Here is a 15140-nt window from a genome sequence, read left to right on the forward strand (position 1 = left end):
ATTTATTGTAACAGACTTAGGGTCTGCCGTGCAAACGGCATAGGTCATGTATGCGAGGGACGCATCCATCATGTTGGCCAATGAACGCAAGATTATCCGAATCAGGAGACTTTATCCGAAGGTTGGGGAAAATACGGAACGATGGCTTGAAGACCGGAGGAGAGAACCATGGATTTGTCGCAAATGTTTACCATGTATCAACCGCTGATTTCGTTCAAAGACGATAAGTTGTTCGGGTTCGAAGCGCTGCTGCGGAGCGAAACGGGCGCGGCGCCGGGCGAGCTATTCGAGAACGCGAGAGGGCGCGGAAGCGTCTATGCGCTGGATCGTCATGCCGTGAAACTGGCGGTCGAGGGCTTTCGGAAACATGGAGTCGGAACGAAGCTGTTCGTCAATGTGCTTCCCTCGACATTGGTCGAACGCGATTTCTTTCCCTACCTCGAGGGAATATTCGCGGACACCGGGTTCGACCCGACAACGCTCGTGTTCGAATTGACCGAGACGATCGTCGAGGCTTCGTTCTGGAGCGGGAACGCGCTGAAAGACGCGGTAGCGCGCATCCGGCGGGAGCTGGGCGCGTCGATCGCCGTCGACGACGTCGGAAGCGGCGTGGCTTGCAATCGCAATATCGTCGAGTTCGAGCCCGACATCGTCAAGCTGGACCAATATTTCGGGTTCGAGCTGTCGAAGTCGCCGGCGAAGCAGCGCATGGTGGACAGCTATCGGAGGCTGGCCGAAGGCAGCTTCACGCTGGTGCTGGAAGGGATCGAATTCGAAGAAGACGCCAAGGCGGCGAGGAGTCTGGACGTCGACGTAGGGCAAGGGTATGCCTTGGGCCGGCCGGAGCCGCTCGAACGATTCGCCGAAGCGGCCGCGGAACGGTAGAGGGAACGTTACCAAAAACTAGAAGCTTCCTTGCCACACGGAACGATTATAGTGTAACTTATTCCTTATAAACCTTAAGGAAGCGGCGGACGAACGAATGAATTGGAACTTTGTCCCTACCTATTTTGCGATCAAGCAAGATATTAAAGAGAAAATCGCGAAGGGCGTCCTTCTTCCGGGCGAGCTTCTGCCAGGTCGAAAGTCGATGTGCGATCAGTATCAATGCAGCTGGAGCACGCTGAACCGAGCGGTGAACGAGCTGATTTTGGAGGGCGTGTTAACGGCGGAGAAGGGGAAGGGGACGTACGTCTCCAACCGCGGTTCCGAACCGGGCGAGCAAGAGCGGACATTGGATACCGTCAACGTATGGGTATGCAACCCGTTCCCGAGCGTCTACGCTTTGATGTCCGAAATGATCGACGGCATGCGGGACGAAGCCCACCGCAGGGGCGTCTCGGTGCGAATTCTGGACCTGGCCGAACCCGCGGCGATTCCGAGCAGCCTGAACGACTTCATCGTGGTGACGCCCTCCAACGATCAATGGGCGACGCTCGTCGAAGCCCGGAATCGCGGCGATCGGTTCGTCGTGTTGAATTCAAGCTGGGATGCCGCGCCTTTCCCGTGCATCGACGCCGATATTTACGGAGCGGCGACGGAAGCGACGCGTATCCTGCTTCAGCGAGGGCACCGAGCGATCGGATTGGTAGGCATTCGCGAAGGATTTTCCAATTACGACCGAAGGGTCGAGGGATTCCGCCGGGCGTTCGAAGATGCAGGGGTTCGGATGGACCCCGAATGGATCGTCGGCCGGCCCGAAGAACGGGACGTCGCGAAGCGCATTTACGAAGAGTGGCTCGATCGCCATCCCGAGTGCACGGCGTTGTTTACCGCCGACTACGCTACTTCCATGCTCCTGCTGGAATTGCTGCAGGACAAGGGCATCCCGGTGCCGGATCGGCTGTCCTTATTCGCGACCGGCACGCCGCAATTCGCGCCGTACGGCAATTTATCGGTCAGCGCCGTCGTCCAACCGTTCCACGAGATGGGCCGGCTGGCGGCCCGTCGGCTGCTGGAGCGGGAGCTGACGCCCGGCGCCGTGCTGCTCCCTTGCCGGCTCAATATCGGCAATTCGATTAAATCCTTATAATGCGATTCGACAGCCGTCCTTGGCGCAAATTCCGGGGAGCGGCTTGTTTGCGATTGACAAAAAAACTACGTATGGAATAACATTGATATATATGTATATAGGAGGGCGGAAATGGGCAGAGCGGCGTTCACCTTAACGATCTTGCCGGGGATGGAAGAGGAGTACGATCGCAGGCATCAAGAGGTTTGGCCGGAGCTGTTGGAGCTGATGAAAGCGTATGGGTTTCGGAACTATTCGATCTTCCGTTCCGGACGTTCCTTGTTCGGGTACGTAGAGAACGAAGGCGATGTCGGAGGAGCGCTCGCCGCGCTTCATGAGCACCCGATTCAGCAACGTTGGCGCGATGCCATGTCCGACGTGCTCGTTCGCGATCGGCAGATGGGATTCACATTTTTGGACGAAGTATTTCATATGGATTGATGGGGGAGATCATCTTGGAAATGCGTCAGCCCGGAAAGCCGATCAATATTTTGTTTATTATGGCGGATCAGCTTCGTTACGACAGTTTAGGGTATACCGGACATCCGATGGTGAAAACCCCCAATATCGACAAATTGGCGGCCGAAGGTACGCAATTTCAGAAGATGTATGTGCAATCCGCCGTTTGCGGTCCGTCCCGGGCTTCGATTTATACGGGTCGGTACGTTCATTCTCACCGGGTCCGATTCAACGAGGTGCCGTTCGGCGCGGGCGAGCGGACGATCGCCGATTACTTCAACGATGCGGGATACCGCTCGGCGCTGATCGGCAGAACCCACTTCACCCCCATTACCGAAACGTACGGCTTCGAGTATTACGCTTACTACGACGGTTTGCCGGCCAAAGACGGATTTTCCGCGTATCCGGAGTATTTGCGCCGATGCGGTTACAGCGAGGAAGACATTCGGTTCCGGTATTGGCCGAAGGAACTGACCGTGCTGCCGGGGCAGGAAGCGTATCCGGAGGACTTCGCGGAGGCCGACTATCCATGCCGTATTCGCGAAGAACATTCTGACACCGCTTACATGACGAATGAGGCGATCCGCTTTATTCGGGAGACCGCCGATCGGCCCTGGATGCTTCATTTGTCGTATTGGAAGCCGCACCTGCCTTTCAGCGTGTCGGAACCGTATTTCGGCATGTACGACCCGGACGAAGTGCCCATGCCCCAACGGAAGAACGGAGAGTTGGACGGCAAGCCTCCGCTGCAGCGCCTGTTCCGGGAAGAACGCCGCGGCGCGTTCGTCGACGACGAACGGCGCCTTCGCAGGGTCAGGTCCGCCTACTACGGCATGATCACCCAACTGGACGACCATCTCGGGCGATTGTTCGACGAGATGGAGCGGCTGGGCGTCTTGGACAATACGTTGATCGTATTCACGTCCGACCATGGAGAATATTTGGGCGATCATGGAATGATCGAGAAGGAGCTCTTCTACGAACAAGCGATCCATGTCCCCTGCATTCTCAAGCTTCCCGGCGTCGTTCCCGCCAACCGGCAAGTCGGGGAGCTGGTCGAATCGATCGATTTGCTGCCGACGCTGCTGGAGGCCGCAGGCTTGCCGATCCCTCCCGCCGTTCAAGGGCGAAGCTTGCTGCCGTTGATTCGCGGCACCGCAGCGGAATGGAGAAGGGAAGTGTTCGCCGAGTGGGACTTCCAATATTATCATTCCCGCCGGCTGTTAGGCCTCGCCCCCGAACAGTGCAGGGCGATCATGATTCGGGACGAACGCTGGAAGTACGTGCATTACAGCGACCAGCCTTGCGAGCTGTACGACCTGGAAGAGGATCCGGGCGAATTCGAAAATGTGGCCGATCGGCCGGAACAGCGGGACAGGGTCGAGGCGATGCTCCGGCGCATTCTCGAGTGGCGGATGCGGACGGAAGACCCAATGCCCGAAATCGATTTAACGTTCGCGACCTACCTGCGCGACCCTTGGAAAGCCCCGGCGGGCAGGTAGCGCGCGGAAGCGGCTTGTTGTCACGAAAGCGATGCAATGCGATTCCATACGAGAGGGGCAGGGACCTTGGCCGAACGGTTTGCCGGTGCCGCCGTTTCCCGAACGAGGATGCCGCTGCACATGCGGAATAAGAAATTCAAGAAACACCTCATCGCCTACGCCTTTCTTTTGCCGATCTTCATTTCGATGGCTTTGTTCAAGTACTACCCTTTTTTCACCGCTATTTTGAAATCGTTTTACCAATGGAACGGGGCGAATATCGACAAGTTCGTCGGATTGGAAAATTTCAGGCAGCTGCTGCAAGATCCGACGTTTTACGTATCGCTGAAAAACGTGTTCGTCCTGACGATCTGCTTCGTCCTGATTCAACTCGTTTTCCCGTTGTATGCGGCCGTCGGCGTGTTCCACACCCGGTTGAAAATGCAGAACATGTATCGCGTGCTGTTCCTCGTGCCGCTGGTGGTGCCGCATATCATCATCTTCCTGCTCTGGCGATGGATTTATATGGGCAACGGCGTCATCAATACGTTCTTAGATGGGATCGGTCTGGAGTCATGGACCCGCGCGTGGCTGGGGGAAAGCGCGACGGCGCTGTGGTCGGTCGTCTTCGTCAATTTTCCGTGGATCGGGGGCATTTTTTTCCTGATCTATTTGGCCGGGTTGATCGCTATTTCTCCGGAACTATTCGAAGTGGGGAAATTGGACGGCATGAACGCGTGGCAAAGGTTTCGGCATATCGAGCTGCCTCTGATCAAAAACCAAATCCGGCTCGTCGTCATTCTAGCGTTCATCCAACAATTCCAAAGCTTCGAGAACGTGCTCGTGCTGACGAACGGCGGCCCGGGATTCTCCACGCTTACCCCAGCTCTATATCTATATAAAGAAGGCTTTGAGTATAACGAGTTCGGGTATGCCTCCGCCATCGGGGTGGTCATCTTCCTCATCCTGGTGGCCGTAACCTTCGGCGCGAACAAGTTGATCAGACCGGCGGATACGTCGGATTAAGGGGGGCGGAACATGCGAAAAAGGGCCCTGGGAGCCGCGGCGAATCACATCGCGCTTGCGTCGCTGCTGCTCCTGACGTTATTTCCGTTTTACATGCTAGCCATCAGCTCCTTCAAGTTTCAGGACCAAATGATCCATTCCTTCTGGGTGCCGGCCGCCCCGCTGCACTTCGAAAACTACGTCGGCGCATTCCTGCAAACGTATCCCTTCATAGGGAACTCGATTGTAATCACGACCGGGATCATCGTTTGCGTGCTGATCAACTCGACGCTGGCGGGGTACGCCTTCGCCCGGTTCCAATTTTTCGGTCAAAGTCTACTGTATTCGCTCATTCTGATGTTGATGATGGTGCCCGGCTTCCTGCTGCTGATTCCGCAGTTCGCCTTGTTTCGGTCCTTCGGGCTGCTGAACACGTACTGGGCCCAAATTTTCGGACCGATGGCGGGCGCTTCGGCGCTGGCCACGATGCTGATGCGGACGTTCTTCGAAGGCATTTCGAAGAGCCTGATCGAAGCCGCGGAGATGGAAGGCGCCGGGGATCTGCGCATCTTCTGGCAAATCGTGCTGCCGCTGTCCAAGCCGGTGGTGTCGACCGTCGCCATCATCAACGCGCTTACGGGTTGGAACAACTACATTTGGCCGTTGGTCGTCACGTCCGGGGAATCGGTTCGACCGATCATCCTCGCCTTGAGCAATATTAAAGGACCGCTCGATCAAGTGCAGGGGCTGCAGTTCGCCGGTTACGTCATCGCCGCCATGCCGATGTTGATTTTGTTCGCGTTCGCTACGAAATCGTTCATCAGCGGCATTACGGCGGGAGCGGTGAAAGGATGAATGCGGTCGCCGAACGGAGAGGGGGGAGCGGAAAACGCGTTTGGGAAGCTGCGAACGGCACTTTGGTTACAAATCGCGACTTTAAAAAGGGGAAGGTGTAGAACAATGGAAAAGAACCGTCTGACGATGCGCGGGGCCGCCGCGGCGATCGGCATCGCGCTGGTCGTCGCCGGATGCAACGCGTCCGGGGGCGCGGGCTCCGAAGGGGCAGCCGATTCGAACCGCACCACCGAGCTCAACGTCATCATCCAGTCCGATGCGAGCGGCGACGAGCAGGAGAAGGTCGCTTGGGAAGAAACCATAGCCTTGTACGAAGAAGCGAATCCGAACGTGGACGTCAACCTCCAGCTCCAATCCTTCGACGGCGTAGAGCAGCACCGCACTTGGGTAACCACGCAGCTGATCGGGGGAACGGCTCCGGACGTGTTCACGACCCGGTACATCTGGGACCAAGAAGATTTGAAGAAAGAGCTGCTCGTCGATCTGACGCCCTATTACACCCAGAAGCAAGCGCATCTCGGGGACAGAACGTGGGAGGAGGCGTTCCCGGATGCCGTGCTGCAGCGGATGCGGGGGGATGACGGGCGTTACGCCAGCGTGCCTACGAGCATCGACTCCGTACGGATTCTGTATAACAAAGATCTATTCGATAAAGCGGGCGTCACGGCCATTCCGACAACGTGGAACGAATTCATGGAGGCGCAAGAAAAGCTGAAGCAGTCCGGCGTCGTTCCGTTCGGGTTCCCGAATACGAAGCCGGGGGATTACAACTACAGCTGGACGACACGGATTCTCACGGAGGAGCTGATCGCAAGCCAGTACGAAGAGCTGGACGTCAGCGGCAACGGCTTCATCGAGGTGAACGAGTACGTTCGGGCGGTGGACCAAGGGATGGTCGACATTACCCAGTCCCCTTACAAGGACGTCTTCCCGCTGATCAAGGAATGGAGTCAATACTGGCCTAGAGGGTATAACGGCATCGACTTCAACACGTCGAACGAAATGTTCCTGCGCGGGGAAGTCGCCATGGTAATGCGGACATCCTCGCAAAGCAAGGTGTTGTTCGAATCCAGCGCGCGCAACTTCGAGATGGCGCTCTTCCCGCTGCCGTATATCACGAAGGAGAACCACCCCGACGCCGTCGAGAAGCTGATGGAGATCGGCGGGGTGCCGGCGGGCAATTTGGCGATTCCGAAGTCGATCGATCCGGGGAAAATCGATGCCGCCGTCGACTTTATCGCCTTCGTCACCTCCCCGCGCATCCAAGGCATGCATGCCGAGAAGCTGTACCGCGCGCCGGCGACGGCCACGGCCGATCTGCCCGAACATCTGCAAGGCTTCAAGTTCGTAGGCGATCCGATGAAGCTGAACATTTACGGCGGCGAAGTCGACAAGAACGTGACGGAAAACAACCAGAAACTGGGACAGCTGTACTTGGAAGGATCGAAGCCGTTGGAGGAGTATTTGGCGGAGCTGAAGCAAGTCATGGTGGACGGCGTGAAGAAGAAGATGGAGGAGAATCAATGGAACGCCGGCAACAATTACGGCATTAAACAGGAATAAGCCGAACCGATCGGCCGGATGCCGGCCGCCGCGCAGAAGCCGTCCCGTCGGGACGGCTTTGTTGCGCCGCGACGAATTCGCGCGTTACTTCCCGAACGACACCTCGATGCGAACGATCTCCGAGCGAGTGCCGATTCGAATCGGCGGTCCCCAGAAGCCAAACCCGGATGTCACGATCGCATGAAGCTGTTCCTTACGCAGGTAACCCCAATCGAGTTCGTAAATCCTTCGCGTGATCAGGTTGCCCGGGGCGACCTGCCCGCGGTGCGTGTGTCCGGACACGATCAGGTCGATGCCGGCCTGCTGCGCGATATCCAGCTCGTACGGCTGGTGGTCCAAGAGGATCAGCGGAAGAGAGCGATCCTCCCCTTCAAGCAGCTCTTCAAGGGCGGCGCGGTCGCGCTCGGTACGGTCTTTGCGGCCGACAAGGAGCAAAGAGTCGGCTACGGTCTCGACCTCGTCATACAACACCGTGATGCCGGCCTGTTCGATCGCTTCGACGATCGTTCGCGTCGAACCGTCGTAGCGGTCGTGGTTGCCGAGCGAGGCATACACGCCGAGGGGGGCCGAGATGCCGCGGAGAATATCGGGTATGCCTTGCTCCAAATACGGACCGATGTCATCGTCGAGGATGTCGCCGGGAAACAGCACGAGATCGGGCTGCAGCGCATTGATCTCATGAACCATCCGCTCGGCATGGTCTCGACCCGACAGCAGTCCGAAGTGCATATCCGCGGCCATCGCGATCGTCATCGATTCGGCGTACGGATTCGGCTTGTCGATGTGCACTTCGTATGTACGCACTACGGGGTTGTAGGCGTTAAACATGCCGTAACCGAGGAAGCCTGCCACGGCCAGAAGGGCCGCGACGCCGGACCACTTCTCCACATGATGCCTCGGGAGGCGGGTAAACCGCAGCAGCCGGACGCTAATTTGCACAAGCGGCAGCACCATGAGCAGCAAGTAGAACAGCGCCATCCAATAAGCGCCGATGATGCGCAGGACGACGTTATCGAAGACGAGGCCCCAAATAAAGGCGCTGGCGACGACGCTTACCGTGACGATGTAAAGAATCTTCAAAGTTTTAGAAGCCTTGGGCCTGAGCCAGCGCCAGCCGCTCCACCCGATATAGTACACAAGCGCCGCATAGAGTAAGATGTATGCCAAACCGATCAGTATGAACATAGGGTTTCTCCTATCGCTACAATGGAAAGTCGCTGGCCGCCGCGGCCTGCTATAAATATATCCTATATATAATACCGCATCGGGGCAAATCAACGCCGAGGAACCGTCGACTGCCTAAAACGTATTAGAAGGAACGCTGCCGCGAATTCGAAATCCGTACCGATGATCCAAGCGATAAGGAACGGCGGATGAAGCGGCGCAGGCGGAAATCAGAAACGGAAAACGGAGTGAGGTTCCTTGTACGATCAAAAGTGGTTTCGCGCGGGATTGTGGGTGCTGCTTGCCTTCGCTATCATTTGGGTCGGTTCGCAAATCGAATTCATTTTCCGTCCCTTAGTTGTGATTGTCCAGACGTTATTCGTTCCGCTGCTCGCGGCCGGCGTCTTGTTTTTCCTGCTCCGCCCGCCGGTGCAATTTCTCGTCTCGCGGAAGGTGCCCCGAGCTTTGGCGATACTGCTGCTGTATCTCCTCATCGCGGGCTTCGCGACGATCGCGGCGCTAACGGTTGGACCGCTGGTTCGAGGGCAGTTCGCGCAATTGATCGAAGCGCTGCCGGGCTTCATCGAACTTGCGATCGCGAAGACGTACGAGCTCCTCCGATCCGAGGCGTTCGCCAGCTTCTTAGCTACATCCAACATCGATCCGGACGCGTTGGCCGAACAGGCGTCGGGATACGTCATGACGGTGGTCGACGTCGTGAGCCGAAACCTCTCGAATATTGTCGGCTTTATCGCGAACGTCTTCATGATCGTGTTGGTCGTCCCCTTCATCCTCTTTTATTTCCTCAAGGACGGCGAGAAAATGTTCGAAGGCTTGATCGGCCTGTTGCCGAAGCGGCGGCAATCCGAAGGTCGCGAGCTGCTGCTGGAACTCGATCGAACGATCGGCCTCTTCATCCAAGGGCAGATGACCGTCGCCGTCAGCGTCGGCGTCATGCTGTTAATCGGTTTCGAAATCATCGGATTGAACTATGCGGTGCTGCTTGCCTTCTTCGCCATGATCACTAATGTCATTCCGTACTTGGGCGCGTTCCTGGCGGCGGCGCCCGCGCTCATCGTCGGCTTGGCCGATTCGCCGCAGATGGCGCTCAAAGTGCTCCTCGTCACCGTCATCGCGCAGCAGATCGAAGGCAATCTCCTCTCTCCGTGGATCATGGGCAAGGGGCTGAACATCCATCCGCTGACGATCATTCTGCTGCTGCTCGTCGTCGGCACGTTGATCGGTCCCGTCGGGCTGCTGTTCGCGATCCCGGGCTACGCCGTCTTGAAGATCGTCGCCGTGTACGCGATGCGGTGGATGCGGAAGGGGCCTGAGGACCCGATAGACGCTTAAGAGCGCGCTGAACGAGGAGGCAAGCGGATCGCGAACAAAGTCGTGAAAGTGCACGAGGAAAGTCGCCTAAACGGTAGTTCGCCGCCGTCGGCGTCAGTATCATGAAGAGACATGGAAAAAGTGATGCATTGCCAAAACGAAAACGATACCACACAATGAATAACGGGCTGTCGGGCATATGCTCGGCAGTTTTTTGCATCATGGGGAAGGAGTGGCGGCATTGCGAATCCCGCATCTATCGTGGAATTCCATTCGGTTCAAGCTGGTAGCGGGGTTATTTCTCGTGACGATCCCGCTCATTACGATGCTTATCTACAACAACTACTACAGCATCAGCGTCGTTCGCAACCAAGTGGCGCTTTCCAATAAGAATTTGATCTCGTTGTACATGGCCCAGATCGATTCGCAGCTGCAGGATGCCGAACGCAATTTGATGAGCTTGGTGACCTACGACTACGATATTCGGTCCATGGATAACCCGAATTCGGGGGACGAGTACCAACTGGCGAAACACCGCGTATCGATGAAATTGTCTAACGAGATCGTACTGTACAAATCTGTCGACGCTTTCTTCGTCTACTCCAAGGCAAGGCAGGATCTGCTGGACGTCTTCAAGGCGGGGGTCGCCTTTCCGGAGCGGGATCGAGTCGAGCAGTATTTGCATCGGTGGTTCGAAGGCCGACCGGCTCTGGAGGAGAGCGGCAACGACGGTTGGTTCGCGCAGAAAATCGGGGAAGATTACTACATGCTGAAGGTGATTCCTTCCGGGGATCTGTATATCGGGGCATGGGTCAACGCGAAGACGCTGCTCGTTCCGCTCCACTTGATCGATCTAGGCGGCGAAGGAAGCGCGCTGCTGGTGACGGAGCGGGGGGAGCCTATGGTCAGCACCGGTCCTTTGCCGGACGAGCGGATCGATTATACGAAAGGTTTACAGCAATATTATCTTTCCGGCGGCCAGACCAACTCGCTGATCGTCGGAGAGCCGTCGCAAGAAGGAAACTTCAGCCTCGTCGCCGCTATCCCGGAAAAGCAAATATTACAAAACCTCCCAAAGTTGTCTCGGACCATAGAAATCATATCGATCGCTTCGATCGGGCTGCTTCCGATCAGCTTGCTGCTGCTTCGCCGTATTTTGCTTTTGCCGCTGAAACGTCTGCTTTCCGTCATGAGACGAATCAACGACGGGAACGTCAACGTGCGAGTCGAACCGTATCCGGCATCCGATGAATTCATCTTAGTGAATCAAACGTTCAACTCGATGATGTCTCAAATCGAGGAACTCAAAATCAGCGTATACGAGGAGCAGTTGAGCAAGCAAAAGGCGGAGCTGCAACACCTGCAATTGCAAATCAATCCGCATTTTTTCATGAATTCTTTAAACATCCTGTACAATCTGGCGCAAGTCAAAAAGTTCGAGCTGATTCAGGAAATGACCTTGTGCTTGGTTCAATATTTCCGTTTTATGTTCCGCAGCAATTTGACGTTCGTCGCGCTGCGGGAGGAGCTGCAGCATGTACGCAATTATATAAGGATTCAAGAGCTTCGTTATCCGAACCGGTTAACGTGCCGAATCGAAGCGCCGGCCTTCTTGGAGCAGGTTCCCGTGCCGCCGCTCGTGATTCAATCTTTCTTGGAAAATTCCATGAAGCATGGCGTGACGCAGGACGAGCCGATCCATTTGTCCGTCGACATCGATTTGAAGGAAAGCGGACTGGAGCCTTATATCGAGATCATCATACGCGATACGGGCTGCGGGTTTTCGGAACGCGCCTTAGCCCAAATTCGCTCGGGAAATCGCGTGATCGACGAACAGGGCGAACATATCGGCATATGGAACGTGCGAAAGAGACTTCAGCTGCTGTATGGCGATCAAGCGTCTATCGTTTGTTATAACGGCTTCCCGCAAGGCGCCGTGATCGAATTGAAGCTTCCTTATCATGTGGAGACGTAGGAAAGGGGAGTGCGACGAATGGTGCAGGTGCTCATCGTAGACGACGAGATTCATGCCGTAGAAGGAATCCGTTCGGGCGTCGAGTGGCGGAAGCTCGGCGTTACCGGCGTCTTTGCCGCGTATAACGCTAAACAAGCTCAAGAGGTGTTCGAGCGCGAACCCATCGATATTATGCTATGCGATATCGAGATGCCCCAAGCGACGGGGCTCGAGCTGACCGAATGGGTGCGGAACCGCTCCCCGAAGACGGAAACGATTTTTTTAACATGCCATGCCGATTTCAAATATGCCAAGCAGGCGCTTCAGTTGGGAAGCCTGGATTACATGCTTAAGCCCGTTCCGTTCAAAGAATTGGAGAAGGTGCTGCGGAAAGCCATCGAGAAGATCGGCAAAGATTCGGAGCTCGCGGAATTCAGCCAGTACGGCCGGTTCTGGTTCCAGCACCAACCGATGCTGATCGAGCGGTTCTGGCTGGACATCGTCACGCAGACGATTCCGTCGGATGCGGCGGCGGTAAGGCGTGCCGCGGCGGACCGCAACATCCCTTACGCGGACGAGATGAGCTTCGTGCCGGTGTTGATCAGCGTGCAACGGTGGCACAAGCCGTTAACGCTTCGCGACGAAAAAATTTTGGAGTACGCGCTGAAAAAGACCGCCGAAGAAGTGCTGCTCGGCTCTCGCCGAGACGGGCAAATTTTCCCGTTCGGGAACGGGCGTCTGCTGGCGGTCTTAGCCGGCGAAAGCCACTCCGACATCGAATCGACGTTAAAGCCATTATGCGAACGGTATATAGAGACGTGCATGCAGTATTTTTATTGCGATCTCTCTTGTTATCTCGGAGACACCGTGCACGGGCACGGCATGTACGAGATGGTGAATCGTCTGCAGGTCCTGGAGAAAAACAATGTCGCTTACAACAATAAAGTGTTTTTGTCGTTCGATCTAAGGAGGCAGCCTCCCGCCAACCGATTGCCGGACATGGAAATGTGGGGGGTCATGCTCAAGGAAGGGAAAGGCGAGAACGTACTGGAGGAAGCGGCTCGCTATTTCGAGCAGCAATTGACGCAAGATGCGCTGGACGCCAACATGCTGCACCGGTTTTATCAAAATTTCCAACAGATGCTTTATTACGTGCTCCAAACGAAAGGGATTCAAGCCCATCAACTGTTCAGCGACGACGTCTCCGTGGAGCTGGCGGCGCGTGCGACCCGTTCCGTGACGGATATCGAGGCGTGGATGAACCATGCGGTTCGCAAAGCGATCGAATACGTGTCCTCGATCGAACAATCGCAAAGCGTGATCGAACGAGTAAAGCATTTTATCAAACTGAATATCGCGAAAGACTTGTCGAGGGAGGACATCGCGAATCACGTGTTTCTCAACCCGGACTATTTGACTCGGATTTTTAAGAAAGAGACCGGCATGGCGGTATCGGATTATTTGTTTCAAGAACGGCTCAAGCTGGCGCAGGAGCTGCTGACAAAAACCGATATGCCGATCAGCGCGGTCGCGTCGCACATCGGCTACGCGAACTTTTCGCACTTCTCCCGGATGTTCAAGAAGTACACCGACCTCAATCCGAACGAATACCGTCAATTGCATCAGTGAACGCGGCAGGGGATAAGGTCGGCAAATGTATAACGAAAAGTCGTTCGCGGAGCGGTGCCGATTGGGCGGAACACGTACAATGAGGACAGATTCGCCGGAGATTCCGCTGCAGCGCAAACGGTTTCAACCGGCGGGAACCAAGAAAATGGGGGAGTACGATGAATAAGAAGTTTATGATCGCAAGCGCGCTCGCGACGGCGACGGCGCTCGTCTTATCCGCGTGCGGCGCTAATAGCGGCAACGCGCCGGCAGCGAACGGCGGAGCCTCGGAATCGACGGAACAGACCGTCGACTTGACCGTAGCCTTTCCGATTTTCGGAGCCGTGCCGAAGGATATGGAGGCGGTTCAAGCAGCGATTAACGAGATCGCGAAGGAGAAAATCAATACGACCGTTACGTTGACGCCGATCAGTATCGGAAACTGGGATCAACAGGCGAACTTGATGTTGAGCAGCAATGAAAAACTTGATCTGATGCTAGTCCTAGGCAACAACTACAGCAATTATGTCGCCAAGGGTCAGCTCATTGCGCTCGACGAGCTGCTCGAACAGCACGGCCAAGGGATCAAGGAAGCGCTCGATCCTTCTTATCTGAAGGCACCGCAAATCGCGGGGGCGATTTACGCGATTCCTACGGTGCGGGACTTCGCGAGCTATAACGGCATCTCGATGCGAAAGGATCTCGTCGAGAAATACGGAATCGATGTCAACCAAATTCGGACGCTCGACGATGTAGAGGCGGTTTTGAAAACGATCAAGGCGAACGAGCCGAATATGACGCCGCTCATTCCGGGCAATGTCGGCGCTTCCATTCTGGACCGGTACCGCACGTACGATAGCCTCGGCGATTCGATCGGCGTGCTGCCGAATTTCGATAACGGGTTGAAGGTCGTCAACCTCTACGAAACCGAGGAATACGCTCAGCTCGTGAAGAAGGTAAGAAGCTGGTACACCTCCGACTTGATCCTGAAAGATGCGGCGACGAACAAAACGACGGTTTCCGATCTGATGAAGGCGAATCGCGCCTTCGCGTATTTAGCCAACATGAAGCCTGGATTCGTAGAGCAAGAATCCAAGAATAACGGAACGCAGATGGTGACGGCGACCTTGGTTCAGCCCGTATCGACGACTTTGAACGTCACGGGCGCCATGTGGGGGATCCCGATCAACTCCAAGACGCCGGACAACGCGATGGAATTCCTGAATCTGATGTATTCAGATCCCGAGATCGTCAATTTGCTCATTTGGGGCATCGAAGGGCAGCATTATGTCGTGAAAGACAATGTCATCGACTATCCTGAAGGCGTCAATGCGCAAACATCGGGCTATAACTTGAATTTGGGATGGATGTTCGGGAATCAGTTCCTGTCGCATGTGTTCACCGGCAATAACCCGGATATCTGGAAAGAGATGGATGAATTCAACAAATCGGCGCTGAAATCCAAGGCACTCGGCTTTACGTTCGACGCCAGCGCGGTGAAGGCGGAGTATGCCGCGGTCACGAACGTGATTACGGAATACAGGCTGCCGCTCGAGACGGGGAGCGTCGATCCGGACAAGGTGTTGCCGGAATTCATTGCGAAGTTGAAATCCGCCGGCATCGACAAGATTATCGCGGAGAAACAAAAGCAGCTCGACGAATGGGCGAAAAACAACCAATAATCCTGTAAGCTTCTGCCCAGGTCAAC

At 55.8% G+C, this 15140-nt stretch carries 12 protein-coding genes; 11 read left to right on the plus strand and 1 reads right to left on the minus strand.

The window, feature by feature from the left end; all coding sequences use genetic code 11:
* Positions 1-168: 168 nt before the first annotated feature.
* From VE009_RS11690 to VE009_RS11720, 7 genes are all read left to right on the plus strand, one after another.
* Positions 169-885, plus strand: a complete 717-nt coding sequence (locus tag VE009_RS11690; protein ID WP_325007747.1) for an EAL domain-containing protein — start codon at positions 169-171, stop codon at positions 883-885.
* Positions 886-982: 97 nt separating this feature from the next.
* Positions 983-2032, plus strand: a complete 1050-nt coding sequence (locus VE009_RS11695; RefSeq protein ID WP_325007749.1) for a GntR family transcriptional regulator — start codon at positions 983-985, stop codon at positions 2030-2032.
* 111 nt (positions 2033-2143) lie between these two features.
* Positions 2144-2452, plus strand: a complete 309-nt coding sequence (locus tag VE009_RS11700) for an L-rhamnose mutarotase (RefSeq protein ID WP_325007751.1) — start codon at positions 2144-2146, stop codon at positions 2450-2452.
* 20 nt (positions 2453-2472) lie between these two features.
* A complete protein-coding gene (locus tag VE009_RS11705) occupies positions 2473-3972 on the plus strand; it encodes a sulfatase-like hydrolase/transferase (protein ID WP_325008020.1) in 1500 nt (499 codons plus the stop codon).
* Between the two features lie 120 nt (positions 3973-4092).
* Positions 4093-4977, plus strand: coding sequence for a sugar ABC transporter permease (locus VE009_RS11710; protein WP_325007753.1), 885 nt, complete (start codon positions 4093-4095; stop codon positions 4975-4977).
* Between the two features lie 12 nt (positions 4978-4989).
* Positions 4990-5811 carry a carbohydrate ABC transporter permease gene (locus VE009_RS11715; protein ID WP_325007754.1) on the plus strand — a complete coding sequence of 274 codons (822 nt, stop codon included), beginning with the start codon at positions 4990-4992 and terminating at the stop codon, positions 5809-5811.
* A 105-nt stretch (positions 5812-5916) separates the two neighbouring features.
* Positions 5917-7374 (plus strand): ABC transporter substrate-binding protein, encoded by a 1458-nt coding sequence (locus VE009_RS11720; protein WP_325007755.1) that lies wholly within the window; start codon positions 5917-5919, stop codon positions 7372-7374.
* Between the two features lie 84 nt (positions 7375-7458).
* Here the strand turns inward: VE009_RS11720 and VE009_RS11725 are convergent, their stop codons facing one another.
* Positions 7459-8559 carry a metallophosphoesterase gene (locus VE009_RS11725; RefSeq protein WP_325007756.1) on the minus strand — a complete coding sequence of 367 codons (1101 nt, stop codon included), beginning with the start codon at positions 8557-8559 and terminating at the stop codon, positions 7459-7461.
* Between the two features lie 237 nt (positions 8560-8796).
* Between VE009_RS11725 and VE009_RS11730 the strand changes: the two genes are divergently transcribed.
* The 4 genes from VE009_RS11730 (at position 8797) to VE009_RS11745 (ending at position 15114) form a co-directional block, all read left to right on the plus strand.
* Positions 8797-9891 (plus strand): AI-2E family transporter, encoded by a 1095-nt coding sequence (locus VE009_RS11730; RefSeq protein WP_325007758.1) that lies wholly within the window; start codon positions 8797-8799, stop codon positions 9889-9891.
* A 211-nt stretch (positions 9892-10102) separates the two neighbouring features.
* Positions 10103-11845: a sensor histidine kinase gene (locus VE009_RS11735; RefSeq protein ID WP_325007761.1), complete on the plus strand. Its 1743-nt coding sequence runs from the start codon at positions 10103-10105 to the stop codon at positions 11843-11845.
* A gap of 18 nt (positions 11846-11863) precedes the next feature.
* The gene (locus VE009_RS11740; RefSeq protein ID WP_325007763.1) at positions 11864-13453 is read left to right on the plus strand and encodes a response regulator transcription factor; all 1590 of its coding nucleotides are present in this window, start codon (positions 11864-11866) and stop codon (positions 13451-13453) included.
* Between the two features lie 158 nt (positions 13454-13611).
* Positions 13612-15114 carry an ABC transporter substrate-binding protein gene (locus tag VE009_RS11745; RefSeq protein WP_325007765.1) on the plus strand — a complete coding sequence of 501 codons (1503 nt, stop codon included), beginning with the start codon at positions 13612-13614 and terminating at the stop codon, positions 15112-15114.
* Positions 15115-15140 lie beyond the last annotated feature (26 nt).

The sequence above is a fragment of the Paenibacillus sp. genome, assembly GCF_035645195.1.
GTDB lineage: Bacteria > Bacillota > Bacilli > Paenibacillales > YIM-B00363 > Paenibacillus_AE.

Excerpts from the sequence above, each read along its gene's own strand:
- VE009_RS11690 (WP_325007747.1), top strand. The coding sequence starts at position 169 with ATGGATTTGTCGCAAATGTTTACCATGTATCAACCGCTGATTTCGTTC.
- VE009_RS11695 (WP_325007749.1), top strand. The coding sequence starts at position 983 with ATGAATTGGAACTTTGTCCCTACCTATTTTGCGATCAAGCAAGATATT.
- VE009_RS11700 (WP_325007751.1), top strand. The coding sequence starts at position 2,144 with ATGGGCAGAGCGGCGTTCACCTTAACGATCTTGCCGGGGATGGAAGAG.
- VE009_RS11705 (WP_325008020.1), top strand. The coding sequence starts at position 2,473 with ATGCGTCAGCCCGGAAAGCCGATCAATATTTTGTTTATTATGGCGGAT.
- VE009_RS11710 (WP_325007753.1), top strand. The coding sequence starts at position 4,093 with ATGCGGAATAAGAAATTCAAGAAACACCTCATCGCCTACGCCTTTCTT.
- VE009_RS11715 (WP_325007754.1), top strand. The coding sequence starts at position 4,990 with ATGCGAAAAAGGGCCCTGGGAGCCGCGGCGAATCACATCGCGCTTGCG.
- VE009_RS11720 (WP_325007755.1), top strand. The coding sequence starts at position 5,917 with ATGGAAAAGAACCGTCTGACGATGCGCGGGGCCGCCGCGGCGATCGGC.
- VE009_RS11725 (WP_325007756.1), bottom strand. The coding sequence starts at position 8,559 with ATGTTCATACTGATCGGTTTGGCATACATCTTACTCTATGCGGCGCTT.
- VE009_RS11740 (WP_325007763.1), top strand. The coding sequence starts at position 11,864 with ATGGTGCAGGTGCTCATCGTAGACGACGAGATTCATGCCGTAGAAGGA.
- VE009_RS11745 (WP_325007765.1), top strand. The coding sequence starts at position 13,612 with ATGAATAAGAAGTTTATGATCGCAAGCGCGCTCGCGACGGCGACGGCG.